Below are 26,126 nucleotides of genomic sequence, written 5' to 3'. Positions count from 1 at the left end.
TACAGGAGGTATGGGTATGAAGCTTTTAACGGATCTTGATGCCATCAGAACGCTCACGCAGGGCCGTCTCAATAACCGGAAAATCACCGGAGAATCCGCTGATTCCATCAAGTTCAGATCCGTGATGGTGTGCGGGGGCACGGGGTGTACATCGTCGGATTCCAATATGATCATCGCCGAATTAAACCAAGTAATAGAAAGTCATGGCATTCAGGAACAGGTGGAAGTCGTGCGTACAGGATGCTTCGGCCTCTGCGAGCTGGGTCCGGTCGTCATCGTATACCCGGAAGGGATTTTTTACAGCCGCGTAGAGGTTAAGGATATTCCGAAGCTGGTTGAAGAGCATCTGCTCCATGGCAAACCGTATGATAAGAAAATCTACGAGAAGACCAAGCAGGACGGCGAAATCCTGAACTTTGAGGAAACGGAATTCTACAAAAAACAAGTGCGGATCGCTCTGCACAACTGCGGAGTTATTGACCCCGAGAATATTGATGAGTATATCGGCAGTGATGGCTATAAAGCCCTTGACCAAGTGCTGAAGACCATGAGCTGCCAAGAGGTTATTGATACGATGAAGCAATCCGGTCTTCGGGGACGCGGAGGCGGCGGATTCAACACGGGTCTGAAGTGGGAATTTGCAGCGAAGCAGGATAAGGAACAGAAGTATGTCATTTGTAATGCAGACGAAGGAGACCCAGGGGCATTTATGGACCGCTCGATCCTCGAAGGCAATCCTCACTCGGTCATAGAGGCGATGGCGATTGCCGGTTATGCCATTGGTTCGAACCAAGGCTTCATCTATGTTCGTGCAGAATATCCAATCGCTGTTAAGCGTTTTATGAAAGCGCTTGAACAAGCCCGTGAGTATGAGTTGCTCGGTGATAACATACTTGGAACCGGCTTTACTTTTAACATTGATGTACGGCTGGGTGCCGGAGCTTTTGTCTGCGGGGAAGAAACGGCTTTGATTCACTCCATTGAAGGCCACCGGGGAATGCCAACGCCCAAACCGCCATTCCCGGCTGTAGAAGGCCTGTGGGGCCAGCCGACGATTATCAATAATGTTGAAACACTGGCTAACGTCGCCCAGATTATTCTTAAAGGTGCGCAGTGGTATGCAAGTATCGGAACCGAGAAGTCGAAAGGCACTAAAGTATTTGCTCTAGGCGGAAAAGTCGTCAACACTGGCCTGGTTGAAGTTCCAATGGGCATAACTCTGCGGGAGGTTATCTTTGAAATTGGCGGCGGTATTCCAGATGGGAAAAAATTCAAGGCTGTACAGACCGGCGGGCCTTCTGGTGGCTGTCTGACAGAAGAGCACCTGGACTGCACCATAGATTTTGATACACTGACCAGTCTCGGTTCGATGATGGGCTCAGGCGGCATGATCATCATGGACGAAGATACCTGTATGGTCGACGTTGCCCGCTTCTATCTGGACTTCACACGCGATGAGTCCTGCGGGAAATGTACGCCTTGCCGCATAGGCACCAAACGTCTGTTGGAGCTGCTGGATAAGATCACCGAAGGTAAAGGAAGCATGGAGGATCTCGAGAAGCTTGAGAATCTTTCGGTTCAGATCAAGAACGCTTCCCTGTGTGCCCTGGGCCAGACCGCACCGAATCCGGTATTGTCTACGATCAAGTATTTCCGCGAAGAATATATCTCACATATTGTCGATAGAAAATGTCCGTCCGGCGTCTGCAAATCGCTGATATCTTATCAGATCGATCCTGATCTGTGCCGGGGCTGCAGCCTTTGTGCCAAAAAGTGTCCCAATGATGCGATTTCCGGTGAAATGAAGGAACCGTTTGTCATCGACACGGTAGCCTGTATCAAGTGCGGTGTCTGCTTCGATGTATGTAAGTTCAATGCCGTAGCGATAGTCTGACGATGGGAGTGACCAAGTTGAATACCATAAAAATTATGATTGATGGCATCGAAGCAGAAGTTTCCAAAGGGACAACTGTTCTTGAAGCGGCCCGTGATCAGGGCATTCATATCCCTTCCCTGTGTTATTTGAAAGGAATTAACCACTCTTCCAGCTGCCGTGTGTGCGTGGTTGAAGTGGGTCCAAGGCTTATTGCTTCTTGTACGCTGATGGCGGAGGAAGGCATGAACATTCGGACGAACACCAAGAAAATCCGGGATGCCCGTAAAGCTTCCATAGAACTGTTACTGTCCGATCATGACCAGGAATGTCTCAGTTGCTCCCGTAGCGGGGGGTGTGAGCTGCAATCCGTATCGAGCGATCTTAATATCCGCCAAGTGACTTACATGGGTGAAAAGTCCAGCCAAGAGAAAGACTACACTTCCCCGGCAATTGTTCGTGACGCATCTAAATGTATCCTTTGCGGCCGCTGTGTCGGGGCTTGTGGAACTATGCAGACTGTAGGGGCTATCGGCTTCGCGAGACGCGGTTTTGATACGGTGATCTCGACTGCGTTCGGTCGTTCACTTGCGGAATCAACCTGTGTCAACTGTGGCCAGTGCATTATGGCTTGCCCCGTAGGCGCTCTTAGTGAGCATGAGAGCATTAATGAGGTGTGGAATGATCTTGCAGAACCAGGTAAATATGTTGTTGTGCAGACAGCACCTGCCGTACGAGTTGCACTTGGAGAAGAATTCGGGATGCCTGTGGGGACTCGCGTAACCGGTAAAATGGTGGCAGCACTTCGGAAGCTTGGATTTGATAAAGTATTCGACTCGAACTTTGCTGCTGACCTTACGATTATGGAAGAAGGTACGGAACTCATCTCCCGTCTCAACAGCGGGCAGAACCTGCCGCTTATGACCTCCTGCTGCCCCGGCTGGGTGAAATTTATGGAGCATAACTTCCCTGACAGGCTCGATAACCTATCCACCTGCAAATCACCGCATGAAATGGAAGGGGCCATCGTTAAATCCTTTTTCGCTCAGAAAATGGGGATCGATCCGAAGAATATTGTCGTCGTCTCGATTATGCCTTGTACCGCTAAGAAGTTTGAGGGTGCCCGGGAAGAGCTGTCGAGGGAAGGGCTGCAGGATGTCGATCGGGTACTGACAACCCGCGAGCTTGCAGCAATGATCAAAGAAGCGGGTATCGACTTTGTTAACCTGAAGGATGAAGCATTTGATAATCCGATTGGTGAGGGCTCTGGTGCTGGCGTTATCTTCGGTGCAACCGGTGGTGTTGCAGAAGCTGCGCTTCGAACTGTATTCGAAATCACCTCAGGTAAGGAACTGGAGACTATCGAATACACTGCTGTCCGGGGAATGGATGGAATCAGAGAAAATGTCATCGAGCTGCCTAATGGCCAGAAGATTCGTACGGCTGTTGTTCATGGTCTCGGCCATGCGCGTGAGCTGATGGAAGCGATGGAACGTGGTGAAAAAAGCTATGAGTTCATAGAAGTAATGGCCTGCCCCGGCGGCTGTATTACGGGCGGGGGTCAGCCCATCGTGGATGCGAAAACCTCTGAGCGGATTGATATTAAGGCTGAACGAGCGAAAGCCATCTACACGGAAGATGAGGCCCAAACGGTTCGTAAATCGCATAACAATCCTTATATAAAAGCTCTTTATGAAGAGTTCTTAGGGGAGCCTAGTAGTCACCTTGCGCACGAACTGCTGCATACGCATTACGTGGCGCGCTCCAAGTTCTAAGCCTATGCTTCCGTAGTACAAAACTTTGAGGAGGTTGACAAAGTTGCGGCAAGATTGGGAATCAGCTGATTTTATCAATGACGAGGAAATCCTGCTCAGTCTGGAAGAAGCTAAAGTGAGGGCAGGCGATGAGGCCTATGTCCAGGCTATTTTAGAGAAAGCAAGAGCGTGCAAGGGACTTACCCACCGGGAGGCAGCTGTACTTCTTGAAGTTACAGATACAGAGGTGCTGGGTGATATTAACCGGTCTGCGAAGGTGATTAAAGAGAAAATTTACGGCAATCGTATTGTATTATTCGCTCCATTATATATAAGCAACTACTGCGTTAATAATTGCGAGTACTGCGGATATAAACACAGCAACAGTGATTTTCAGCGGCGGAAGCTCAGTATGGATGAATTGGCGGATGAAGTCCGCGTGCTGCAGGAATTAGGTCACAAACGGCTTGTTGTCGAAGCAGGAGAAGATCAAGTGAACTGTGATATTGACTATGTCGTCGAATCGATCAAGACGATTTATTCCGTGAAGGTGGATAATGGCAGCATTCGCCGCGTGAATATTAACATTGCAGCTACCACAATCGAGGATTACACGAAGCTTAGGGATGCGGAGATCGGGACCTATATTTTATTCCAGGAGACGTATCATAGACCCACTTATGCTGCTATGCATCACCAAGGACCCAAGAGAGATTACGACTGGCATACCACGGCCATGGACCGTGCCCAAATGGGGGGGATTGACGATGTGGGTATAGGCGTTCTCTACGGCCTATATGACCACAAGTACGATACAGTCGCTATGCTGATGCATGCTGAGCACTTGGAGGAGAGGTTTGGCGTCGGCCCTCACACCGTATCCGTTCCCAGACTGCGTGAGGCGGCGAATGTGAATTTGGAAACCTATCCGCATTTGGTGAAGGATGAGGATTTCAAGAAGCTTGTTGCCATTTTGCGCTTGGCTGTTCCCTATGCCGGAATGATCCTCTCCACCCGTGAAGAACCGTCATTCCGTGACGAGGTGATCCAGCTTGGGATTTCCCAGGTGAGCGCGGGCTCCAGTACGGGAGTCGGTGGCTACATGGAGAGCAAGCAGGGAACCTCAGGTGAGCCAAAAGAGAAGCCGCAATTTGAAGTCAGTGATCATCGTTCACCAGAAGAGATTATCCGTGGACTGTGCCAGGATGGATATGTTCCCAGCTACTGCACAGCTTGCTATCGGGAAGGACGTACAGGGGACCGCTTTATGAGACTTGCTAAATCCGGTCAGATTCATAATATCTGCCAGCCGAACTCTCTGTTAACTTTTAAGGAATACTTGCTTGATTATGCAGACGAAGAGACCCGTACCTTAGGGGAAGAGATCATCCGCAAGGGGCTTGAGGATATTCCGAAGGAAGCCGCGAGAAAAGCAACGATTAACCGGCTCCAGCGCATCGAAAATGGCGAACGGGATTTGCGTTTCTAAAATCGTATTTTTAAGGAGAGAATCGCTATGCAATTTACTCCACAATCGAACAAAATGCATATAGCTGTTTTTGGCAGAAGGAATTCCGGTAAATCCAGTCTGATCAACGCGCTCACAGGGAAATCGACCTTGCTGGTTAGCGATTTGCCGGGAACGACCATAGAACCGGTCTTTCAATATTTGGATATAAAAAATATAGGGACCGCCATTATCGTTGATACAGCCGGAATTGATGATTCGGACCTCTTCCGGGTTCAAAGGACGAGAGAGGTTATGGATTTAACCGATCTGGGGATCATGATCTTCTCGGATGAGCCTGGTGATTACAAGCTGGAGAAGGAATGGGTCCACGAACTGGCTAAACGGAATATTCCTGTCATCGGGGTTATCGCCAAAACTGACGATCATTATGTAGATATTGATTCTTTAAAGACGGGGCTGAATATCCCCATCGTGAAGATCAGCGTGAAGCGAAACACTAATCTTGGAAGTCTACGCCACGCCTTGAGTGATTTTGCTCCTGCCGAGTTTGAGCGAAACAGCATAGTGGGTGATCTGGTGAACCCGGCGGATCTGGTCGTTATGGTGATGCCTGAGATGATACCTGCCCCTAAATACCGGCTGGTTGCCTCGCAACAGCAAATTCTTCGCGATCTGCTTGATCATCACGCTATGGCTGTGTCGGTCACCGAAGAAGAACTGCCAGAGCTGCTCTCGCGCTTGAATAAGTTGCCAGACCTTGTAATTACAGATTCACAGGTATTTGACAAAGTGAACGAGATTATACCCGCGAGTGTACCATTAACCACCTTTGCGATTCTGATGGCGCGGTTTAAGGGGGATTTAGATACCTTTGTGGCCGGTGCCGGGATGATATCAACCTTGAAGCCTGGAGATAAGGTCCTTCTGTCAGAAGCGTGTATTCATCACCCGCATAACGGAGAGATCGACCGTGTGCTGGTCAAGGCCAAGCTTCAGGAAATTGCTGGCGGCGCTCTGGATATCACGACGAGTGTAGGACCCGATTTCCCTGCTGACATCTCCGCGTATAAGCTGATCGTTCACTGTGGAGGCTGTATCTTTAATCGCAAGCAGCTGATGATGCGGCTGCAGAGTTCAGGGGTGCAAGGCGTGCCGATTACCAACTATGGCATCGCTTTTGCCTATTTCAATGGAATTCTGCCGCGTGTGCTGGAAATCCTGCAAGTGAAGGCTTGAGCGGTATAAGGCGGACTTGAAAAGATGGATAAATCGCAGAAGTCTCTCCGTATTGAACAGGATGCCTTAGGTGCAAAGGATATACCAGCGGCTGCTTATTACGGTATTCATACCGCGCGGGCCATGGACAATTTCGCTGTAAGCGGCAGAACGGTTAATACGCATCTTCTTCATGGCCTGGTGACGGTGAAGAAAGCTGCGGCGCTTGCCCATTTGCAGCTGAATACTTACCCGGCAGCGATAGCCCTTGCGATTGTGCAGGCCTGTGACGAGCTTCTGGCCGGTGCCCACAGGGAGCAATTCACTGTAGATGCCATGCAGGGCGGAGCCGGTACATCAACTAATATGAATGTGAACGAAGTCATCGCTAACCGTGCCATTGAGCTTATGGGCGGTGAGCGGGGAGACTATTCACAGGTTCATCCGCTCGATCATGTCAACTGCTGCCAATCTACCAATGATGTCTATCCAACCGCACTAAGAATTGCCGCTATCGGTCGGGTTCGGCAGCTGAGCCAAGCTTTAGCCTCCTTGCAGGAAGCCCTCCAGGAGAAAGAACATGCCTTCGCAGATGTGCTCAAGCTGGGCCGTACGGAGCTCATGGATGCCTTGCCGATGATGGCAGGGCAGAGCTTCGGAGCCTATGCCAAGGCGGTAGCCCGGGACCGCTGGCGGCTGTACAAAGTGGAGGAGCGGCTCAGGGAGATTAACATTGGAGGAACTGCCATTGGAACAGGCCTTAATGCACCGGTAAAATATACATTTTTGATGACTGATATTTTGCAGGATTTGACCGGCTACGGGCTGGCCCGGAGCGAATATCCGATGGACCCTACACAGAACATGGATGTGTTCGCTGAAGTATCGGGGCTGCTGAAGGCTGCCTCTGTTAATCTTTTGAAAATATCAGGAGATCTGCGTCTTCTGGCCAGCGGACCGGTTGGGGGCCTGGGGGAGCTTGAATTGCCGGCGGTGCAGGCAGGCTCCTCGATTATGCCGGGTAAAGTCAATCCGGTCATGGCAGAGATGGCGGGACTTGTTGCGATGCGTGTCATTGCCAATGATACGGCTGTAACGATGGCCGCTGCGGGCGGCCAACTGGAGCTGAATGCATTCATGCCGCTGATCGCGGATGCACTCTTGGAGTCCCTGGAGATTCTGGCAAACGCCGTAAGGCTGTTCGAAGAGCGCTGTATCTGTGGCATCAGTATTTGTGAGCAGCAGTGTCACGACCATGTGATGAACTCCTCCGTACTCGCAGCTGCGTTAATCCATCACATCGGTTACGAGAAAAGTGCGGAGGTAGCCAAGCAGGCAAGCCAAGAGGGTAAAACGGTGCAGCAGGTGCTGACGGAGAAGCAGCTTCTCACGGAGGCTGAGATCACCCGGATCCTGAATCCCTGCCAAGTGACCAGACCGGGTGTACCCGGCAAATAAATACGGACCCGCGCTAGCCGTCGGGGGGAGGAGAGAGCCGTATGAGTGTGAACCATACCCCGCGCTCGAATCGCCTGCACATCGCCCTGTTTGGCAGGAGTAACGCAGGCAAATCAAGTCTGATCAACGCCATCACCAAACAGGAAGCAGCAGTCGTGTCACCCGTCAAAGGAACGACAACAGATCCCGTGTATAAAGCGATGGAGCTGCTGCCTCTCGGGCCGGTTGTATTTATTGATACTGCTGGTCTGGATGAGGCAGGAGAGCTGGGGGAGCTGAGGAAACAGAAAACATTGGAGGTTCTTAACAAATCCGATATGGCCCTGATCGTTATTGATGCTGCCTGCGGTGTGACCTCATGTGACCTGCAGATTGCAGAGAGCGTCCGCAGCAAGGGCATCCCGGCTATAGGCATTTTGAATAAAATCGATTTGTTAGCTGGCCAAGATTCTTGCCCTGCTGAAGAACTTGGAGCTCAGGTTATCAGGGTAGAGCAGGAACTGGGCTGTAAGGTGATCCCTGTATCTGCACTTGAACAGCAGGGGATCAGCAAGCTGATGAAGGCGCTGATTGCGGCAGTACCCGATACCGAGGATAAATTCCGTATAATCGGTGATTTGGTCTCTCCGGGAGACTTGGTCGTCCTGGTGGTTCCGATTGACCGGGCAGCCCCCAAAGGCAGATTGATCCTGCCGCAGCAGCAGACCATCCGTGACCTGCTGGAGAGCGACGCCATTGCGGTGGTTACCAAGGAATTCGAGCTGAAGGAAACCCTGGAGAGTCTCGGCAAGAAGCCGCGGCTGGTGGTCACAGATTCACAGGTATTCCTGAAGGCTGCAGCAGATACGCCCCGGGACATTCCTCTGACGTCCTTCTCTATCCTGTTTGCCCGGCACAAAGGTAATCTGGATGAGATGGTGAGGGGCGCACGTGCCATCGACAGATTGCAGCATGGTGACAGAGTGCTCATTGCCGAGGCCTGCACCCATCACGAACAGGCAGATGATATCGGCAAAGTAAAAATCCCGCGCTGGATCCGCCAGGCCACCGGCAAGCAGCTGCAATTCGAGTTCACCAGCGGCATGAAGTTCCCGGATCGTCTGGAGGACTACTCGCTTATTGTTCACTGTGGCGGCTGTATGCTCAGCCGCAGGCAGATGCTATGGCGGGAAGAGCAGGCGCTTGGCGCAGGGGTGCCTATTGTCAATTACGGCATCGTGATTGCCTATGTCCAAGGTATTCTGGAGCGGGCAATATCTCCGTTTCCGCTGGCTCGTATGGCCTGGGAAGAGAGTGAGACGCAGGAATGATCAGTATTTGTATACGAGGGATAACCGCCTACCTGCAACCGGAAGGCGGTTTTTTTATATGGAATTCCTTTAATATAATCAGCTCCTGCGGATTAATTAACCTTTCAAGGAAAGGTATCCGCCTATATAATGGAAATATTCTGTGGTTTATTTGGTGGAAAATTGAAAATCAAACTGATTTGAACAGGAGGCTATTGATGTTATGACATCCCAATCATTTGTTCCTATCCTGCTGGATTTTCCTGAGATCTTCGAAACGGAACGGCTGCGGGTGAGTGCCCCGCAGTGGGGGGACGGGACGGCAGTTAATGAAGCAATCCGGGAAAGCCTGGAGGAGCTGAAGCCGTGGATGCCTTTTGCTCAAACTCAGCCGTCACTTGCGGAGTCGGAAACCTTTGTCAGGGATTCAAGACTGAAGTTTCTGAACCGCTCCCAATTGAACATGCTTATTTTTGACAAGACGGGAGGGGGTTTTCTCGGCTGTACCGGCCTGCACCATATCGACTGGGACGCCCGTTGTTTTGAGATCGGATATTGGATTCGGACCTCCAGTGCCGGCCATGGATACATCACCGAAGCGGTGAATGGAGTCACAGCTTTTGCCATAAGGGAGCTTGAGGCGAACCGGATCGAAATCCGCTGCAGTAGACTTAATACCAGAAGTGCTGCCGTTGCAGAGCGTGCAGGGTATTCCTTGGATGGCATCCTGCGGTTAAGCACCCTGGCCACAAACGGGGAACTGCATGACTCCATGGTGTACGCCAAGGTGCGGGGAACCGAATTTTAGAGGGAGATGATGGTTTGAAGAAGAGAGGCGCTTTTTCCAGGTTGGGTACATATATGCTGAAGCACAAGCTGCTCTATTCCGTACTGCTGCTGATCACATTGTTCAGCATTGTTCTGGATCTGACGATGGCCTGGTTTCTGGCCAGAATTACAGATGCGGCGGTCCGCCGGGATGTGGAGGCTTTCTCCGGACTCGCCTGGTTCGGGGTGCTATTCCTGATTACCGTAGGAGTGAATACTTATTTCAGTGTCTACCTCAAAATCAGTCTTTCCGCCAAGATCAGAAATGAGCTGCGCCTGGATTTGATGGACCATACACTATTACTGCCGCAGTCCTATTTTGACCGCAATCATTCTGGAGATCTATTGTCCCGTTTTACGAGTGATAACCAATCGGTTGGGGAAGCCTGCGGACAGGTCATGATCGATCTCTTACGCAATCCGCTCCTGGCTGTGGCGTCTTTTGCCTATCTGATCTACATTAACTGGCTGCTTGCGCTGATCTGCATTGCGATAGGGCCGCTGCTCTATCTGGTTGGTAAGGTTTTTGGCAAAGCGATGCGCAAGAACAGTGTGCTGGTGCAGGAGAGTATGAGCCGGACGACTTCATTTCTGAACGATATACTGGGCAGCAGTATGGTATTCAAGTCATTTTCGATTGAGCGCAGACTGATGAAGCAGTATAGAGGCTACAGTGACAGCATTAATGCCGGAGAGCAGAATCGGGGACGTATCGAAGGGGCCACGGGGGCGCTGTCTTCTGTATTAGGAAATCTCACCTTTTTGCTGGCTCTGGTCATTGCCGGATATTTTGTCGCCAAGGGGTCACTTGAGGTAGGAGCTATGATCGCATTCATTCAGCTAATGAATTATCTGGTTGCGCCGTTCTCAGCACTGCCGGGGCTTGTGGCTTCCATGCAGCAGTCACTGGGGGCGGCGCAACGGATTTTTGAAGTGATGGATGCGCCTGCTGAGGTAGAGGCTTTGCCTGAGAAACCAATGCAGCACCCGGCATTTGAACAGCTGAGGCTGTCGGCGGTAACGTTCAGTTATCCCGGGGCCGGGAAGCTCAGTCTGAACCAGGTGAGTCTGGAATTGCCCCAGGGGATGCAGATGGCGGTGGTCGGGCCGAGCGGAGGCGGAAAGTCTACCTTGTTCAAGCTGCTGCTGGGATTCTACATCCCGGACGAAGGCGAAATCTTAATCAATGGTAAAGCGGCACAGGCGATGAGTCTGGAGGAACTTAGAAGCCATTTTGCCTATGTACCGCAGGAATCGGGGCTGTACACAGGCAGTATCCGCGACAATATCCGCAATGGCAGGCAGGATGCCTCGGAGGAAGAGGTTATAGAGGCGCTCCGGCAGGCCAATGCCTATGATTTTGTAATGGAGCTGCCCGAAGGGGTAGACTCCGACATAGGTGAGCATGGCTCGCGGCTCTCCGGTGGTCAGCGGCAGCGGCTCTCGATTGCGAGAGCGATGTTGAAGGATGCGCCGATCCTGCTGCTGGATGAAGCCACGGCTGCGCTGGATAACGAATCGGAAAAAATGGTGCAGCAGGCTATCCGCAAGCTGATGAAGGACAAAACCACCATCGTCATCGCCCACCGACTATCAACCATTCAGAACGCCGACGTCATTCTCGTGATGGAAAACGGGGAGATTGTGGAGCGTGGCAGCCACGAGGAGCTGCTTACGGCAGAAGGCCGCTACTATGATCTCTACAACTCCCAGCTGGAGCAGGCGGAAGCGGAGGGGCAGGAAGAAAGGGCAGTGAATGAAGAGTATGGGGATAAACAGGGAGTTCTCCTCCCTCAAAACTAGAACTTTGAGGGGGAAGCATGAACATCAATGATAATTATCTAAAAGAACAGTGAAGACATGTATATTGGATAAATGACGGACCTTGCGCCAGGAAGACTTGGTGAAAATCGGAACGGTAATAACGCTGTTGAGACTTGCTGCATATCAGAGGCGCAATACGGTTATCGGCTCGTTGTCGCAGATTTCGCCGTTGTCTTGGAAGCCAAAGCTTTCATACAGCCTTTTGGCGACGACGTTATCGGCTTCATAAGGGATCCAACAGTAACGTGCGGGGCCGGCCGGAAAGGTACGGATAAATTCAAGGATTTTTTTCATGGCTTCCCGGCCGTAGCCCCGGTTCTGATATTGCTCGCCGATCATCAGCCTCAAGATGCAATAGCTGTCGTCAGCAATTGAAGGCAATTCGTATCCGGTGATTCCATAAGTCATCATAACAAAACCGACTGGCTGTTCTTCCGCGTAAATGGCAAACGGAAATGGACGCCCCCCATTGGTTGCAAGGACATAACACGAAGCCACGCTTGACAGATTGGACGCCACGAAGCGGTTTTGATCTTCTGAAACCTCAAGATTGAATATGGTACGCCGGTTTTCTAATGTGATTGTTCTAAGCGTAATCATGCAGGCCTACCCCTTTCATTCTTCTTTGCTATTCCACAGTTTCAGGTCAGTGAATTCAACGGATTAACCGTTGGGTTCCACCACTATTGTTTACTCTCCCGGGTCGTATGTTAAACTATTACTAATACATACTACCTAATAAGGAGGCTACTATGAAGCCGATACTCCCTGAAGATATCCAGTTCCGGATCGATCAGCTTGCCGATCAGGAGCTTTATGTACACCTTGAACTTACGACAGGGGCCTATGCCAGCCATCTGGACAGTACCCGGCATCCGGCATCAGCTTTCATCTCCAATGCGGTGATCCGGTATACACAAGGTTCCATCTCTGGTACGGGTCCATACCGGGTGGGCTTAAAGACAACGCTTGGCTGGATTTATGCCGAAGGCCTTACACACATTGATGAAATGGACAAGGATCGGCTAATCCTGGCAGGACATGACAGTCAAGGAAAGCTAATTGTTGCCTTGCAACTAAGCCGGGAAAAGTTCTGATGAAAGCGGAGGATCAAACATCTATGAATCATAATCAAGCCGAACACCAGCGAATCCTGGTTGTGCTCCCCCATCCCGACGACGAATCCTTTGTTGCATCAGGGACGTTATCAATGTACATAGCAAGCGGTGCAGAGGTCACCTATGCTTGTCTGACCCTGGGAGAGATGGGACGCAACATGGGCATTCCACCGTTCGCGAACCGTGTCACCTTGCCGGCAATCCGCAAGGATGAACTGGCCGCATCCTGCCTTGCGATTGGTATCCAGGACTTAAGAATGCTCGGATTCCACGATAAAATGATCGAATTCGAAGACACGGAACTTCTGGACTCTCAGATTATGGCGCTGCTCAAGGAACTGACCCCGTCACTGGTCATCACCTTCTATCCAGGATACAGTGTGCACCCCGATCACGATGCTACCGGAGCGGCTGTCATCCGAACGATTGGCCGGCTCCCTGCGGCAGAGCGTCCACTAGTATATTGCAGCGCGTTCGCCAGCAATCATGAGCAGGCGATAGGCAAAGCGGATGTAACCGTAGACGTGACTCCATTCCTTGCGAAGAAAATGGCCTCCATTCAAGCGCACCGTACACAATTCCAAGCGGCGGAGCTTGTGGGGAACCTGGAGCTGACGGATGAGGATATCCGGAACCGGTTCGGAACAGAACAGTTCTGGACCTACCGGTTCCCGGAACCTTCGTAATATAGATATGAAACTGCATTGAGTCTATGAATTGTCTTATACAACAACTAAGGGTGCCTTACAGCCGGATTCAAACCGGAGTGAGGCACCCTTTGTGCTGCTGCAGTGCAAGCTAATGCTCTCTATTCCACAGTGTGCAGGATGAATTTATCGATGGCGTATTTCACACCGTCTTCATTGTTGCTGAGGGTGATGAAGTCGGCAATGTCCTTCAGCGCCGGGATCGAGTTCGCCATGGCAACGCCAAGGCCGGCGGCTTCGAGCATTTCGTGGTCGTTCCAGGAATCGCCTACAGCGATAGTCTCGGACAGATCGCACCCGAAGTGGGCCGCCAGGAACTCAAGAGCCAGGCCCTTGGTGCCTTCGTGGTGCATGATCTCCAGGAAATGCGGCTTGGATTTCGTAATGTGTACGGAATCACCCAGCAGCTCGTGCAGAATCGGAGACAGTTCATCCAGAAAATCGGGATCGTCGATGATCAGCATTTTTGGTGTTTTTTGCGGAACAAGCTTCTCCCAGTCCGGCTCAATGAAGTATTGAGTTCCGTTAAGCGTGGCATAGTCAATCAGCTTTTGATTTTCTTCACGCGCATACAGCTTGTCATCAATATAAGTCTGTAAATGCAGGTTATGCTCTACGCAATAGCTGAACAGCTTCCGTACGGCATCTTGCGGCACATAGCGCTCGTACAGTACCTTTTCATCCATCAGGTTCTTCACAAGTGCGCCCTGGTAGGTGATAATCGGCACATTCAAGCCGGTCTGGCGGGCGATGGCCTGGGCGGAAGCATAGGCGCGTCCGGTAGCCAGGGTAACCACAACGCCTGCGGCAACGGCTTGTTCCAGCGCGGTTTGTGTGGCAGGGGTAACTTCCTTTTTATCCGTAATAAGGGTGTCGTCAATATCGATTGCAATCAATTTGTACATGCAGGTTCTCTCCTAATGGTTTGGTAGGCGCAGCCGTGTGAGTGTTTCCACCCCGCGGGATACGCTGAAGTAAGTGTGCTGTGAGCCTATGTTAAGGCTGGGCTCTTTCTCTAATCAAGTTAACGGAGCGTACTAATGCAAATGAAATCGCCTGTCTGATCCAATTACTGGTCTGATGAAATCAGCAGTCCAGGTTCTTCACTTCCTCGGCAGCCGGGGTAGGCTCTGGGCTTAGCTCGGCTATCAGCATGGCGGCAAGAATACATAGACAGCCAAGCAGCGCTGATACCCCGAGCGATTCCCCGCCAAACGCCAGTCCTGTCAGGGCGGCGAATACCGGCTCTGTGGCAAAAATAATTGCCACCCGGGAGGGGGTGGTGTATTTCTGGCATGCGGTCTGGATCCAGAAGGCAAACGCGCTGGTCGGTCCGATGGATACGAGCAGTGCCCACAGTACCTCTGGTTTCAGGACTAGTGCCCCGCTGTGCGCAAGCGGGGCAGGCCTATCCACAACAAGGGAAGCGAGGGTGCTGAGCAATCCGACAAAGGCAAGCTGCAGCGTGGCGAGCGGTAGCGCCGGATAACGCGGAGCATATACGCCGGTATATGCGACCTGCAGGGCAAAGGCGACCGCACATAGCAGGACCAGTGCGTCACCCTTGTTCAGGGACAGCGCGGAGCCGGTGAAGGTGAGCAGGTAGAGGCCTGCCACCGCGAGTCCCGCGCTGAACCAGGTATACCGGGAGATGGGAGTCTTAAGCAGCGCCAGCGACAGGAAAGGGACGAGCACTACGGACAGCCCGGTTATAAATCCGGTATTAGATGTAGTGGTATAGAGCAGTCCCATTGTCTGGAAGGCATAGCCCATGAACAGAAACAGGCCCAACAGCAAGGCGTGTCCTACCATGCGCCAGCTCAGCAGCCTCCATTCCCGGCGGTAGAAAACGGCGGTGATCAGCGCCAGCAGTAGGGCGGCACCTATGAAGCGGATGCTGTTAAATGCGAGCGGCGGCAACACCTTGACTGCGCTTTGCACAATCAGAAACGTACATCCCCACATCATCGCCACCAGCAGCAGACTGAGATCGGCTATTCGGGAGCGATTCACAGAGGTCATCCTTTCCAGGCAAGAGGTGCCTTAATCAAGTTGTCCAAATTGTATCTTAAAACAAGGGGGAGGACAAGACGAAACTATGCGCTGGGCAGGCAGACCAACGGCTTCAGTACCTGGAAAACAGCCAAAGGCTGGACAAAAAAGCCAGCACTTGATATACTTCGATAACCGTACACTTGTTCTTATTTTGCATAAGATTGCCTACACCTTAGAAAGGAGCGGGTGCACCATGATGGGCAAATCCCATTTCATTATCAGCACCGGGGTTACCCTATCTGTCATGAGCCTGCTCGGCCATGAGATTACGATTCCGGCGGTTGCCGTGGCGGGACTTAGCGCCCTTTTGCCTGATATCGATGAGCCGAATTCACTGCTGGTGCGCAAAGCCCTACCGGATTTCCTGCTGCGGATCCTTCAGGTTGCACTGATTGGAGCAGCCATCTATTTGTATTTTGCAGGAATCGCAGCACCACCCTGGAATATTGCGCTGGCGCTGCTAGTGGGAAGCGTATCCTTCCTGCCGGGCCGCCGGCTGCGGCATCTGGTGATGCTGCTGCTGGCTCTGGGGCTGTTTGCGTTCGCAGAGGATTACGATCCGTGGAACTACATTGCGGCCTGCGTGCTTGTTGTATCCTCCGTTGTTCCGCACCGTGGACTGACCCATACGCTGTACGGCGTGGCCGGCTGGGGAGCATTGCTCTATTTCGCCTCGCTTGGCATGAATGACGGCGGCAGCCTCTGGATTGCCGGAGGCATGTCCTACGCGCTGCATCTGCTGGCCGATTCCCTGACCCAGCGCGGCATCACCCCGCTGCCTCCGCTGCCCTTCAAGCTTCGCCTGAAACTGATGAGCACCGGAACGAAGAAGGGCAGCGCGGTGGAGAAATTCTGCATCGTTCTTACGCTTGCGTTGGTTGTGTATGTATTTGTGCTTACACCTGGTATTTAGAAAGCTACTCCACCTCATAGACTGATTCGTGCTGTTATATCGCCACAAAAGGGCCGGTCCGCATATCCTTAAGGATATGGGCCGGCCCTTTTTATTTTTGCTGCTCCGCTGCCTGGAAGCTATTCTTCCAGGAAAATCAGCCCGATGAAGTCCTCCGGCTCAATCCGGCCGAAATAATGCTTCAGGTCAAGCCCGGACAGGGTATCTCTGACCTCTGCATTTTCATAGCGTTTGCCGCGCAGTGCGTTCTCCACATCTGCAACATCACCGACGCCGAAGAAGTCGCCGTAGATTTTGATATCCTTAATGTAGGAATCCTCAATGTCCATACGGATATCGACGAGGCCTGCGGGGAATTTGCGGGTATGCTTCACATTGCTTTTTGGCGAGAGGCCGTAGTTCCAATCCCAGTTCTGGTAATGCTCCCTGGAAATTTCATTGATCCGCACCCAGTCGTCCTGAGTCAGCTTGTACTGCGGCACCTCAGATGCCTCCATGCCGAAGATGGAACGCAGCAGGCCTTCGCGGAATTCCTCAATCGTCATATCGGTTCCAAGCAAGTCCTTGATATTGGCGACACGGCTGCGCACGGATTTGGTACTCTTCGATTTGAATTTCTCCGGGTTCACATTCAGGGAGGCCTGCACATCATCCAGATTGAGATTGAACATCAGAGTGCCATGGCTGAACATGCGCCCGCGTGTGGAAAACTGTGCGTTGCCAGAGATTTTTTGCTCACCAACCTGGAGATCATTGCGTCCGCTCAGCTCGGCATTCACACCCATGGACTGCAAGTAGTCGATGACCGGCTGGGTGAATTTCAGAAAGTTATGAAAAGACTGTCCGTCGTCCTTGGTAATGAAGCTGAAGTTGAGATTTCCGAGATCGTGATAGACAGCTCCGCCGCCGGACAACCGCCGTACGACCTGAATATGATTGTCTTTCACGTATTCCTGGTTGATCTCTTCAATGGTATTCTGGTGTTTGCCGATGATAATGGACGGACTGTTGATATAAAAGAGCAGATAGCTGTCGTCCATCGGCAGATTCTTGAGCGCAAATTCCTCAATCGCGAGATTGATCGATGCGTCTGTAATTCCATTGTTATCGATAAAAAGCATAGTAAATTCCTCCGCTTGAGCATGATTAACTGCTGTAGTTATTTTAAACCAAAAGCGCAGTTTGTACAAAAGAACAGATGACGCTGAGCCAGAAGGTTGTCTGCGGCAACCGCCAGGGTTGTGCGGTTCGTGGAATGTGAAATCATTGACGTATTTCCGGCTATGGGGCAATAATGGGGACAATGCGTCATACAGCATAAGTGATTAGAGTATATCGACAGAGGAAGAGGAGTGTAGGCATGCTTGAAAAATACGGCCACGGCGGCGATTTGCTGACGGCTGCGGAACTGTACGGGGATGGGAGCGGCGCTTTTGTTGATTTCAGCGCCAATATCAATCCCCTCGGCCCGCCGCCTGGTGTGCTGGACCTGCTGCGCCATTCATTGTCAGCTGTTACGGCTTATCCGGACCCCGGACACCGGCGGTTGAAGTCCCTGCTTGCGGAGAACCTGGGAGTAGACAGCGACTGGATTACGGCGGGCAACGGGGCGGCAGAGTCGATGGCGCTGCTGCTTCTGGCTGTGAAGCCGCGTAAAGTGGGCATCGTCGAGCCTTGCTTCTCTGAATACCGCCAGCTGGCGGAGCAGTTCGGTGCGGAGGTCTTGTCAGTTCAAGGGACTAAGGAACGGGAATACCGGGCAGGTGTAGAGAGCATCGTCGGCCTGCTGGAGCAGGTGGATCTGCTGTTCCTCGGACAGCCGAACAACCCGAATGGCGTCCAGTATGCGCTGGACGACCTCCGGCTTCTGGCGCAGCAGGCGGAGCGCTGCGGGACGGTGCTGGCGGTGGATGAAGCGTTCATCGACTTCATCCCCGAAGAACGCCGGCAATCCCTGTTGCCGGAGCTCGGGGCTTATCGTCATACGGTGCTGATCCGCTCGATGACGAAGTTCTATGCCATTCCGGGGCTGCGGCTGGGCTTCACCATCGCAGCCCCGGAGCTTGCCGCGGCTATGACCGGCAAGCAGGTGACCTGGAGCGTGAACGGCCTGGCGCTGCTGGCCGGGGAAGCTTGCCTGCGCAGCGGGCGCGGCTATGAAGAGCGCACGCGCGGGCTGATCGCCGCAGAGCGCGAAGCGCTGCGGCAGGGGCTGCTGCGGCTCGGCTGCGAGGTGCCGCCGGGCGAAGCGAACTTCCTGCTGCTCGGCCTGCCGGCGCCGTGGAGCGCAGCAGCTCTGCAGGAGAAGCTGGGGCACAGCGGCATTCTGGTGCGCAGCTGTGCGATGTACCCGGGGCTTACACCGGGGCATATCCGCGTTGCCGTCAAAGGCGGGGCGGACAACGCCCGCCTGCTCCGGCAGATGGAGGAGATTCTGTCCACGGGGGGCTGACGGATGAGATGATGGCGGCAGGAGCCGGACGGATGAAATGATGATAGATGAATTCTGACGGCTGGGAGATACAGTGTTCTATACGTATACCCTGACCCTGGTTGCGGCATTGAAGAGTATTACTTTTGGGAACAGGGTATCGGTGCTTTATATGGTGCTGAATTAGCTGAGTTTTTTACGAGGCCTTTTAAGCAATCGGGCAATTATGAAGTGGGTGTTGAGTGATTTTAATGAGGGTTGAGAAAATGAAAATATAGAGTTGCTGTTGAGTAGCTATAGAGTAACTGTGGAGTGATTACTAAGCAGGTTTTGAGTAATTGGATTTATAATGAATTAAGTGGATTTTGTACACCTAAATCGGTGGAATGCGGAATTTGAAGGGAGTTAGTGGGATTATCTACACTTATTATGAGGTGAATCCCGATATATAGGCTGATATGGCAGGAATAGGTTTACTTTTTCCCACTATTCTCTGCTATGGCTTCTAATGGCTCGAATTAGTGATACAAATTCCACTTAGTCTTGAAGAGGGCTATCTGCTCAAGTAGTATGTGCATGACTAAAGTATCTTTGCTAGTGAAATAGCTAGTGAAATAGCTAGTGAAATAGCTAGTGAAATAGCAAGTGAATAGGTTACTTGAAAGAAATATCTGGCCTATGCCGCAACGGATTAGAGGTGGAGTGTGCGGCTGGCTGCTGATGATCGCTGAAGGGTCACCGGTAACAGTTAGTTACAATGTGAAGGGAGTGGATTCTGGATGACTGAAGCGCGAATTCCTTTTAATCTCAAGGACGGTAAGACGGTGTATTCATCCACCGTCTGGCCGGGACTGGTGCTGGAATGGAAGCAGGAGCATCTGCTGCTGGAATTCCCGGAAGAAGCGGAAGGGCTGTCGAGCGCGGTATACGGCGGGGGAATGGTCCGTCTGAAACGGGCCGTCAACCAGTTCGTCAGCCGCGATTATGAGTGTAGCAATCCGGTGCGCGATATGGAGAACAAATTGCGCGAATGGGGTTATCCGCTGGAAGGCAGCGCGGGCCTGATGACGGCGGTACCGCTGGAGCATGCCGCTGTGGCAGAGGAGGATATCGGCTCGGCGGGTGTTTTCTGCTGTGTCACCGCAGCCTCCGGCAATGCAGCGCGTGCCGGTGTCCGGCGGAACGTGCTGGCGGCTTACCGCTCCGGCACGATCAACATCATGCTGGGCATTGACGGGCGCCTGACTCCGTCTGCGATGGTCAATGCTGTAATGACGGCAGCCGAGGCGAAGGCTGCCGCACTGGCCGATCTCGGGGTTACCGATCCCGAGAATGGCCTGATTGCTACTGGCACAACTACAGATGCAGTGGTGCTCGCAGTGAGCGGGAGCGGGCGCTTCGGCGCAGAGCATGTCTACGCCGGAACTGCCACCGACCTGGGCGGAGCGATTGGCCGGCTGGTGTACGCCGCTGTAACGGCAAGCCTCGGATCTGTGAAAGCGGCAGAGCCGGCAAGGAAGGTCAGCCAATGAGCCGCATTCACTGGAAACTGCTGCCGGGTGATGCCCGGTGACGCTTGCGATTATATTACTAGCAGCCTATGTGCTGGACCGGATCATAGGCGATCCGCGCAGTCTTCCCCATCCGGTAGTGCTCATGGGGAAGGCGATTACTGCCATTGAACGGCTCATCCGCCGCTTCTGCACTCAGCCGCGCGCGCTGAAGCGCGCGGGAGTGCTGCTCCCGCTGCTGGTGGCGGGAGGAGCCTGGGTGCTGACCGCAGTGCTTCTCTACCTGCTGTCCCGGATCTCGCCCTGGCTGGCCTGGGTAGCAGAGGTCTGGCTGATCGCTACAACCATTGCCTCCAAAGGGCTCAAAGATGCCGGGATGGCCGTCTATGAGGAGCTGCGCAAGGGGGATATCCCCGCAGCCCGGAAGGCGCTCGGTATGATTGTCGGCCGTGACACCACGAAGCTGGAGAGCCCGGATATTGTCCGGGGCACAGTGGAGACCGTGGCGGAGAATATCGTCGATGCGATTACTTCTCCGCTATTCTTCGCCTTGCTCGGTGGAGCACCGCTGGCCATGGCTTACCGTGCAGTGAACACGCTGGACTCCATGGTCGGTTACAAAAACGACAAATACCTTAACCTCGGCTGGGCATCTGCCCGGCTCGATGATGTGGCCAATTACATACCTGCGCGGATGACAGCGCTGCTGTTAGTCTTGTGTGCCTGGCTGCTTCGTCTGGACTGGCGCAGCTGCTGGCGTATTGTGCGGCGCGATGCCCGCAGCCATCCCAGCCCGAACAGCGGCTATCCTGAATCGGCAGTAGCCGGAGCGCTTGGCATCCGACTGGGCGGCGAAAATGTATACCATGGCGTAGCCTCTTTTCGCGCCTACATGGGTGATCCTAATCGGACTATGGAGCCGGAGGATATCATCCTTGCCTCACGGCTAATGATGTGGTCTTCCACCATATTTGTCTCTCTGTGTGCAGCGGCAGCGTTGCTATGGCAATGGATTGGAGGTTAAACCGGTGATGGCAAGTGACCAAGCGGGATTGATCTGTAAATACGAATTAGAGCTCGAACTTGTGCTTTTGCGCCATGGACAGACTCTGTGGAATAAGGAACACCGCTATCTGGGCAGCACCGATCTTGCTTTGCTTCCGGAGGCGAAGACTGAGCTGGCTGCACTGCCGCAACCGCCCCAACTTGCCGGGAACTTCTGGCGTGTATATTGCAGCGATTTGAGCAGATGCCGCGATACTCTGGCGCTTATTGCCCCTGCGCTGATGCAAACGGCCAGCTATGATTCACGGCTGCGTGAGATGAACTTTGGCGACTGGGAAGGGCAGACCTATGAGCAACTGCAGCATCATTCACGCTATCGAAGCTGGATTGATGACCCTGCGGCGGTCAGCCCGCCGGGCGGTGAGTCCTGGAGTGCATTCACTGAACGCGTGGAGCATTTTCTGTCTGGGCTGTTGCAATCGGCGGCAGCGGCTTCAGTCCTGGGGAACAGCGGGCATCCCGGGTCTATGCGGGTGCTGATTGTAACCCACGGCGGTGTGATCCGCCAATTGCTGGCAAGCACTATAGCTGGGAGTAGCTTCCGTGACACGGCGGCACCACCGCCGGGCACTCCGGTTACGGTCAGACTGCTGCTTCAGGGAGGACAATGGGATGTCCCCGCGAAGTGAACAATCCGGCTGCCACCCAGGCAACGATGATCTGGCTTCCAACAGAGTGGAACAAGGTGAGCCCAATTAGATTGGCTTTGTAGGAGCAATGTTTGCGGATTTATGTACCACCTAACACTACCTGGAGCTCTGGGTCCAAAACGCTTATCCATTCGCTCTGAGAATCCTGGAAGTCTTCTGCTTCCAAACGCTTATCCCGTCTCCAGAAGAATCTCCGGAGAGATCCGGCTCCAAAAGCCTATCCATTCGCTCAAAGAACCACAGCGGGAAGAAATTCCCGGGCTGTGGTTCTTTTTTTACGGCGGGGACTGTGCCATGATAGTTATGGGGGCGATCGAAGCATGTTCAAGAATTTCAAGCTCATTGCCGGTCGGCCGGTATATATTCAAGTGAAGGATTACATGAAGCAGCTGATTCTCAAAGGCGCCCTCCAGGGCGGCCAAAAGCTGCCGTCCACCCGCGAGCTCAGCACACTGCTGGGGGTCAGCCGCAATTCCGTTATTTCCGCCTATGAGGCACTTGCGGATGACGGCTTCACCTACGCGGTGCAGGGCCAGGGAAGTTATGTATCACAAGCTGCAGCTGAGCAAGCCGGAAGTCCCGGGGATTCGGCCTGGACGGTGGACTGGAAAGAGCGGCTGAGCAGCCAGGCCAGGCTGGCCGAGGAACTGGATATTATGAAGCGCGGGATACGCGCGGCGAAGGGTACGATTTCTTTTACCAGCATCGCGCCCGATGAGAGCCTGTTCGATCTGGAAAATGTGAAGCGGGCGTTCATGGAGCGTATGGCGGTGGAAGGCAATGTTTTGCTGAATTATGGTTATGCCAAGGGGTATAAGCCTTTAATAGATTATTTGCGGCAATATATGGAGCACAAGGGTGTAAATACGCAGGGCAAAGACATTCTGATTACGAACGGATTTACGGAAGGGTTTGATATCGTATTGTCTGCGCTCGGCCGCAAGGCTGGGGCGGTGCTCTGCGAGAATCCGACGCATCACACGGCGATTAAGAACATGAAGCTGCATGGTTTCGAGATTGCGGGTGTGCCTATGGAGCGGGACGGCATCCATCTGGGTGAACTGAGACGGGCGCTGGAGGCACGTGAGTATGATTGTGCGTATTTTGTGCCCTCCTACCATAATCCAACGGGCATCGTCATGTCTCCCGAAAAAAGACAGCGGCTGATGAAGCTGATGGCGGAGTATAAGGTGCCGGTGATTGAGGATGGCTTCAACGAGGAGTTGAGATATTCGGGTTCCCATGTGGCGCCTCTGATCGCAGCAGCGGGCGGCGGGAATAGCGTGATCTATCTGGGGAGCTTCTCCAAAGTGCTTTTCCCTGGACTGCGGGTAGGCTGGGTGCTTGCGGATCAGGAGCTGATTTATTACCTGGAAAGTGTCAAAAGAGCGCGCACCATTCATACCTCGACACTAGATCAATCGATTCTGTATCAGTATCTGCTGGGCGGCAATCTGGAGAAATACCTGAAACGAGCGAGAGCGGAATATAAACGCAAATACGAGCTGACCCTGGCCTGCTGTCAAGAATATATTCCGTATGCGTCACTCACCGGGGATGGGGGCTTGCATCTTTTTATTACGTTTGCTGAAGGGTTCAGCACGAGAGCGCTGCTGGCGGCGTGCCGGGAGCAGGGGGTTATTTTTACGGCGGGAGACAGGTTCTATACGGATGGGCAAGGGCAGAATACGCTGCGGCTGGGGTTCTCTAGGGTGGCTGATGCGGATATCCGGAAGGGCACTCAGATCATTGGCAGCATAGCACGGCAACTACTGGGATGAAGAGGGGTTATGGGAATGAAAAAAGTAGGCGTAATTATGGGCGGGGTATCCTCAGAATATGAGGTGTCGCTGAATACCGGCAGAGAAATGCTGAAACACTTGGACCGCAGTAAATATGAAGGCGTCCCGGTTGTTATTACTTCGCGGGAAGAGCTGGTGGATGCGGTAAAAGGGCTGGATTTTGCGCTGCTTGCTCTCCATGGTGCCTACGGCGAGGACGGAACTGTGCAAGGGACGCTGGAAACGCTGGGCATTCCCTATTCCGGCAGCGGTGTGCTGTCCAGCAGCCTGTGCATGGATAAAGCGCTATCCAAGACCATACTCCGCAGCCAAGGTGTGCATACCCCCTCCTGGATTTGCCTGGACCGTATGGAGGATTTAGTGCCGGAAGCTGTCCAGCATCTCGGATACCCTGTGATGGTAAAACCGAATTCAGGCGGCTCCAGCATCGGCATGACGAAGGTGAACAGCAGTGCAGAGCTGCGAAGCGCGGTGGAGAAGGCTTTTGCCGCCGACCGTTCGGTGCTGATCGAGGAATATACTGAAGGCCAGGAGATCACCTGTCCCATTCTCGGAGGAAAGCTGCTGCCTATCATCGGCATCCGTTCGCTTGGAGCAGACTGGTTCGATTACAGTGCCAAATATGAACTGGGCGGTGCGGAGGAGCGGGTGATTCAGCTGCCTGCAGAGCTGGAAGAACGGGTGCATGCAGCGGCTTTGACCTGCTATCAGGCACTGAAGTGCACGGTATATGCGCGGGTGGATATGCTGATAAAAGACGGGATTCCTTATGTGCTTGAGGTAAACACACTGCCGGGCATGACCGAAACAAGCTTGCTGCCAAGAAGTGCGCTGGCTGCCGGTTATACCTTCAGCGGGCTGCTGGATGAGATTATCACGGGTTCGCTTGCAGAACGGCGTGGGTTAGAGGCTGCGGTGGCGGTATCAGAAACGGCAGGGGGCTGTTAACTATGGTTAATTACAAACCGTTTCAGCAACAGAATCTCAGCACCCTGCTAAGTGAGCGGATTGCTCCGCGTGTACGGGAGATAGCGCCTTCGGGTATCCGTGCTTTTTTTGACCTGAGTGCGGGTAACAACGATATTATATCACTGGGTGTGGGCGAACCTGACTTTGCTACCCCTGAGCATATCAGAGCGGCCTGTATCCGTGCCCTGGAGCGCGGGGAGACGGGTTATACCCCGAATGCCGGACTGCCTGAGCTGAGGGAGGAGATTGCCCGCTACCAGCAGGAGAGCTTCGGACTGTCATATGAGCCTCTGGAGGAGGTGCTGGTAACGGTAGGCAGCAGTGAAGCCCTCGATTTGGCGCTGCGTGCCTTCACGGCTCCGGGCGATGAGGTGATCATTCCTTCGCCCAGTTATATTGCTTATTCACCGATCGCCTATTTGAACGGGGGAACGCTGGTGGAGGCTGAGGCTACTGCGGAGCAGGGCTTCAAGCTTACTGCCGAAGCGCTGCGCAAAGCCATCACTCCACGCTCCAAGCTGCTGATGGTGAACTTCCCGAACAATCCCACGGGAGCGGTCATGTCTTATGAAGATTGGATACCGATTGCAGAAATCGTAAAATCCCATAATCTGATCGTGCTCTCGGATGAAATCTATGCCGAACTGACCTATGACAGCAATCATGTCAGTATTGCCTCGCTTCCCGGCATGAAAGAGCGGACAATCGTAATCAGCGGCTTCTCCAAGGCCTTTGCCATGACCGGATGGCGGGTCGGTTATGCCTGCGGGAACCGGGAACTATTGTCTGCAATGTTGAAAATTCATCAGTATACGGCGATGTGCGCACCCGTGCTGGGCCAGATTGCTGCGATAGAATCGCTGCGCCATGGATTGCCGGACAAGAATAAAATGAAAGAATGCTTCCGGCAGCGCCGTACGCTGTTTGTTGAAGGACTCAGATCCATCGGGCTGCATTGCCATGAGCCGCAAGGGGCTTTCTATGCCTTTCCTTCTATTAAGCATACCGGAATGAACTCAGAGGATTTTGCGCTTCGTCTGCTGCAGGAAGCAGGGGTTGCAGCTGTGCCGGGACAAGTATTCGGCAAGGGTGGTGAAGGTCATCTCCGCTGTTCCTATGCGGCTTCCACGGCGAAGCTGACCGAAGCGCTCGAACGGATGGAAGGCTTTATGAAGGTAAAAATGTAATTGTAA

At 53.0% G+C, this 26,126-nt stretch carries 22 protein-coding genes; 18 read left to right on the top strand and 4 right to left on the bottom strand.

All coding sequences use genetic code 11. The features are described from left to right. The first annotated feature begins 16 nt into the window (after positions 1-16). From nuoF to AC0MA3_RS10150, 8 genes are all read left to right on the top strand, one after another. Positions 17-1,894, top strand: a complete 1,878-nt coding sequence (nuoF, locus tag AC0MA3_RS10185; protein WP_379155106.1) for an NADH-quinone oxidoreductase subunit NuoF — start codon at positions 17-19, stop codon at positions 1,892-1,894. A gap of 17 nt (positions 1,895-1,911) precedes the next feature. Next, positions 1,912-3,648 carry an NADH-dependent [FeFe] hydrogenase, group A6 gene (locus AC0MA3_RS10180; RefSeq protein WP_474656078.1) on the top strand — a complete coding sequence of 579 codons (1,737 nt, stop codon included), beginning with the start codon at positions 1,912-1,914 and terminating at the stop codon, positions 3,646-3,648. 43 nt (positions 3,649-3,691) lie between these two features. Next, entirely contained in the window at positions 3,692-5,116 is a 1,425-nt protein-coding gene (gene hydG / locus AC0MA3_RS10175; protein WP_474656077.1) for a [FeFe] hydrogenase H-cluster radical SAM maturase HydG, read from the top strand. Between the two features lie 27 nt (positions 5,117-5,143). Beyond that, complete coding sequence (hydF, locus tag AC0MA3_RS10170) at positions 5,144-6,334, top strand: [FeFe] hydrogenase H-cluster maturation GTPase HydF (protein WP_474656076.1); 1,191 nt, start codon at positions 5,144-5,146, stop codon at positions 6,332-6,334. A 24-nt stretch (positions 6,335-6,358) separates the two neighbouring features. Next, positions 6,359-7,771, top strand: coding sequence for an aspartate ammonia-lyase (locus AC0MA3_RS10165; protein WP_474656075.1), 1,413 nt, complete (start codon positions 6,359-6,361; stop codon positions 7,769-7,771). Positions 7,772-7,812: 41 nt separating this feature from the next. Further along, a complete protein-coding gene (gene hydF / locus AC0MA3_RS10160) occupies positions 7,813-9,081 on the top strand; it encodes a [FeFe] hydrogenase H-cluster maturation GTPase HydF (protein WP_474656074.1) in 1,269 nt (422 codons plus the stop codon). A 202-nt stretch (positions 9,082-9,283) separates the two neighbouring features. Beyond that, the gene (locus AC0MA3_RS10155) at positions 9,284-9,868 is read left to right on the top strand and encodes a GNAT family N-acetyltransferase (protein ID WP_474656073.1); all 585 of its coding nucleotides are present in this window, start codon (positions 9,284-9,286) and stop codon (positions 9,866-9,868) included. 14 nt (positions 9,869-9,882) lie between these two features. Next, entirely contained in the window at positions 9,883-11,691 is a 1,809-nt protein-coding gene (locus AC0MA3_RS10150; protein WP_474656072.1) for an ABC transporter ATP-binding protein, read from the top strand. Positions 11,692-11,835: 144 nt separating this feature from the next. On the opposite strand, the gene AC0MA3_RS10145 is transcribed toward AC0MA3_RS10150, so the two are convergent. Next, positions 11,836-12,312, bottom strand: coding sequence for a GNAT family N-acetyltransferase (locus AC0MA3_RS10145; RefSeq protein WP_474656071.1), 477 nt, complete (start codon positions 12,310-12,312; stop codon positions 11,836-11,838). A 152-nt stretch (positions 12,313-12,464) separates the two neighbouring features. On the opposite strand from AC0MA3_RS10145, the gene AC0MA3_RS10140 reads away from it, so the two are divergent. Further along, positions 12,465-12,809: a YojF family protein gene (locus tag AC0MA3_RS10140; protein WP_379155134.1), complete on the top strand. Its 345-nt coding sequence runs from the start codon at positions 12,465-12,467 to the stop codon at positions 12,807-12,809. Between the two features lie 23 nt (positions 12,810-12,832). Next, a complete protein-coding gene (gene bshB2, locus AC0MA3_RS10135; RefSeq protein WP_474656070.1) occupies positions 12,833-13,516 on the top strand; it encodes a bacillithiol biosynthesis deacetylase BshB2 in 684 nt (227 codons plus the stop codon). Between the two features lie 122 nt (positions 13,517-13,638). Here bshB2 and AC0MA3_RS10130 read toward each other — a convergent pair whose 3' ends face one another. Then, positions 13,639-14,442 carry a Cof-type HAD-IIB family hydrolase gene (locus AC0MA3_RS10130; protein ID WP_474656069.1) on the bottom strand — a complete coding sequence of 268 codons (804 nt, stop codon included), beginning with the start codon at positions 14,440-14,442 and terminating at the stop codon, positions 13,639-13,641. A gap of 181 nt (positions 14,443-14,623) precedes the next feature. Further along, positions 14,624-15,550: a DMT family transporter gene (locus AC0MA3_RS10125; protein ID WP_474656068.1), complete on the bottom strand. Its 927-nt coding sequence runs from the start codon at positions 15,548-15,550 to the stop codon at positions 14,624-14,626. Between the two features lie 235 nt (positions 15,551-15,785). Here AC0MA3_RS10125 and AC0MA3_RS10120 point away from each other — a divergent pair, with 235 nt between their 5' ends. Next, a complete protein-coding gene (locus AC0MA3_RS10120; protein ID WP_379155146.1) occupies positions 15,786-16,505 on the top strand; it encodes a metal-dependent hydrolase in 720 nt (239 codons plus the stop codon). A 119-nt stretch (positions 16,506-16,624) separates the two neighbouring features. On the opposite strand, the gene AC0MA3_RS10115 is transcribed toward AC0MA3_RS10120, so the two are convergent. Further along, positions 16,625-17,626 carry a lipoate--protein ligase gene (locus tag AC0MA3_RS10115; RefSeq protein ID WP_474656067.1) on the bottom strand — a complete coding sequence of 334 codons (1,002 nt, stop codon included), beginning with the start codon at positions 17,624-17,626 and terminating at the stop codon, positions 16,625-16,627. Between the two features lie 239 nt (positions 17,627-17,865). Here AC0MA3_RS10115 and cobD point away from each other — a divergent pair, with 239 nt between their 5' ends. The 7 genes from cobD to AC0MA3_RS10080 all read left to right on the top strand — a co-directional run bounded on the left by cobD (position 17,866) and on the right by AC0MA3_RS10080 (position 26,120). Next, positions 17,866-18,957: a threonine-phosphate decarboxylase CobD gene (gene cobD / locus AC0MA3_RS10110; protein ID WP_474656066.1), complete on the top strand. Its 1,092-nt coding sequence runs from the start codon at positions 17,866-17,868 to the stop codon at positions 18,955-18,957. 758 nt (positions 18,958-19,715) lie between these two features. Continuing rightward, positions 19,716-20,468, top strand: coding sequence for an adenosylcobinamide amidohydrolase (locus AC0MA3_RS10105; RefSeq protein WP_474656065.1), 753 nt, complete (start codon positions 19,716-19,718; stop codon positions 20,466-20,468). Between the two features lie 37 nt (positions 20,469-20,505). Further along, on the top strand, positions 20,506-21,471 hold the full coding sequence (gene cbiB / locus AC0MA3_RS10100; protein ID WP_474656064.1) for an adenosylcobinamide-phosphate synthase CbiB: 966 nt from the start codon (positions 20,506-20,508) through the stop codon (positions 21,469-21,471). Positions 21,472-21,478: 7 nt separating this feature from the next. Next, a complete protein-coding gene (locus AC0MA3_RS10095; protein ID WP_474656063.1) occupies positions 21,479-22,141 on the top strand; it encodes a histidine phosphatase family protein in 663 nt (220 codons plus the stop codon). 341 nt (positions 22,142-22,482) lie between these two features. Further along, on the top strand, positions 22,483-23,943 hold the full coding sequence (gene pdxR, locus AC0MA3_RS10090) for a MocR-like pyridoxine biosynthesis transcription factor PdxR (protein ID WP_474656062.1): 1,461 nt from the start codon (positions 22,483-22,485) through the stop codon (positions 23,941-23,943). A 15-nt stretch (positions 23,944-23,958) separates the two neighbouring features. Beyond that, the gene (locus AC0MA3_RS10085; protein WP_474656061.1) at positions 23,959-24,912 is read left to right on the top strand and encodes a D-alanine--D-alanine ligase; all 954 of its coding nucleotides are present in this window, start codon (positions 23,959-23,961) and stop codon (positions 24,910-24,912) included. A gap of 2 nt (positions 24,913-24,914) precedes the next feature. Next, positions 24,915-26,120, top strand: coding sequence for an aminotransferase class I/II-fold pyridoxal phosphate-dependent enzyme (locus tag AC0MA3_RS10080; RefSeq protein ID WP_474656060.1), 1,206 nt, complete (start codon positions 24,915-24,917; stop codon positions 26,118-26,120). Positions 26,121-26,126: the final 6 nt, after the last annotated feature.

It is taken from the genome of Paenibacillus sp. LS-5 (assembly GCF_056121505.1).
Note: the sequence above shows the minus strand (reverse complement) of the source record. Positions and strands in the feature narration are given on the sequence as shown.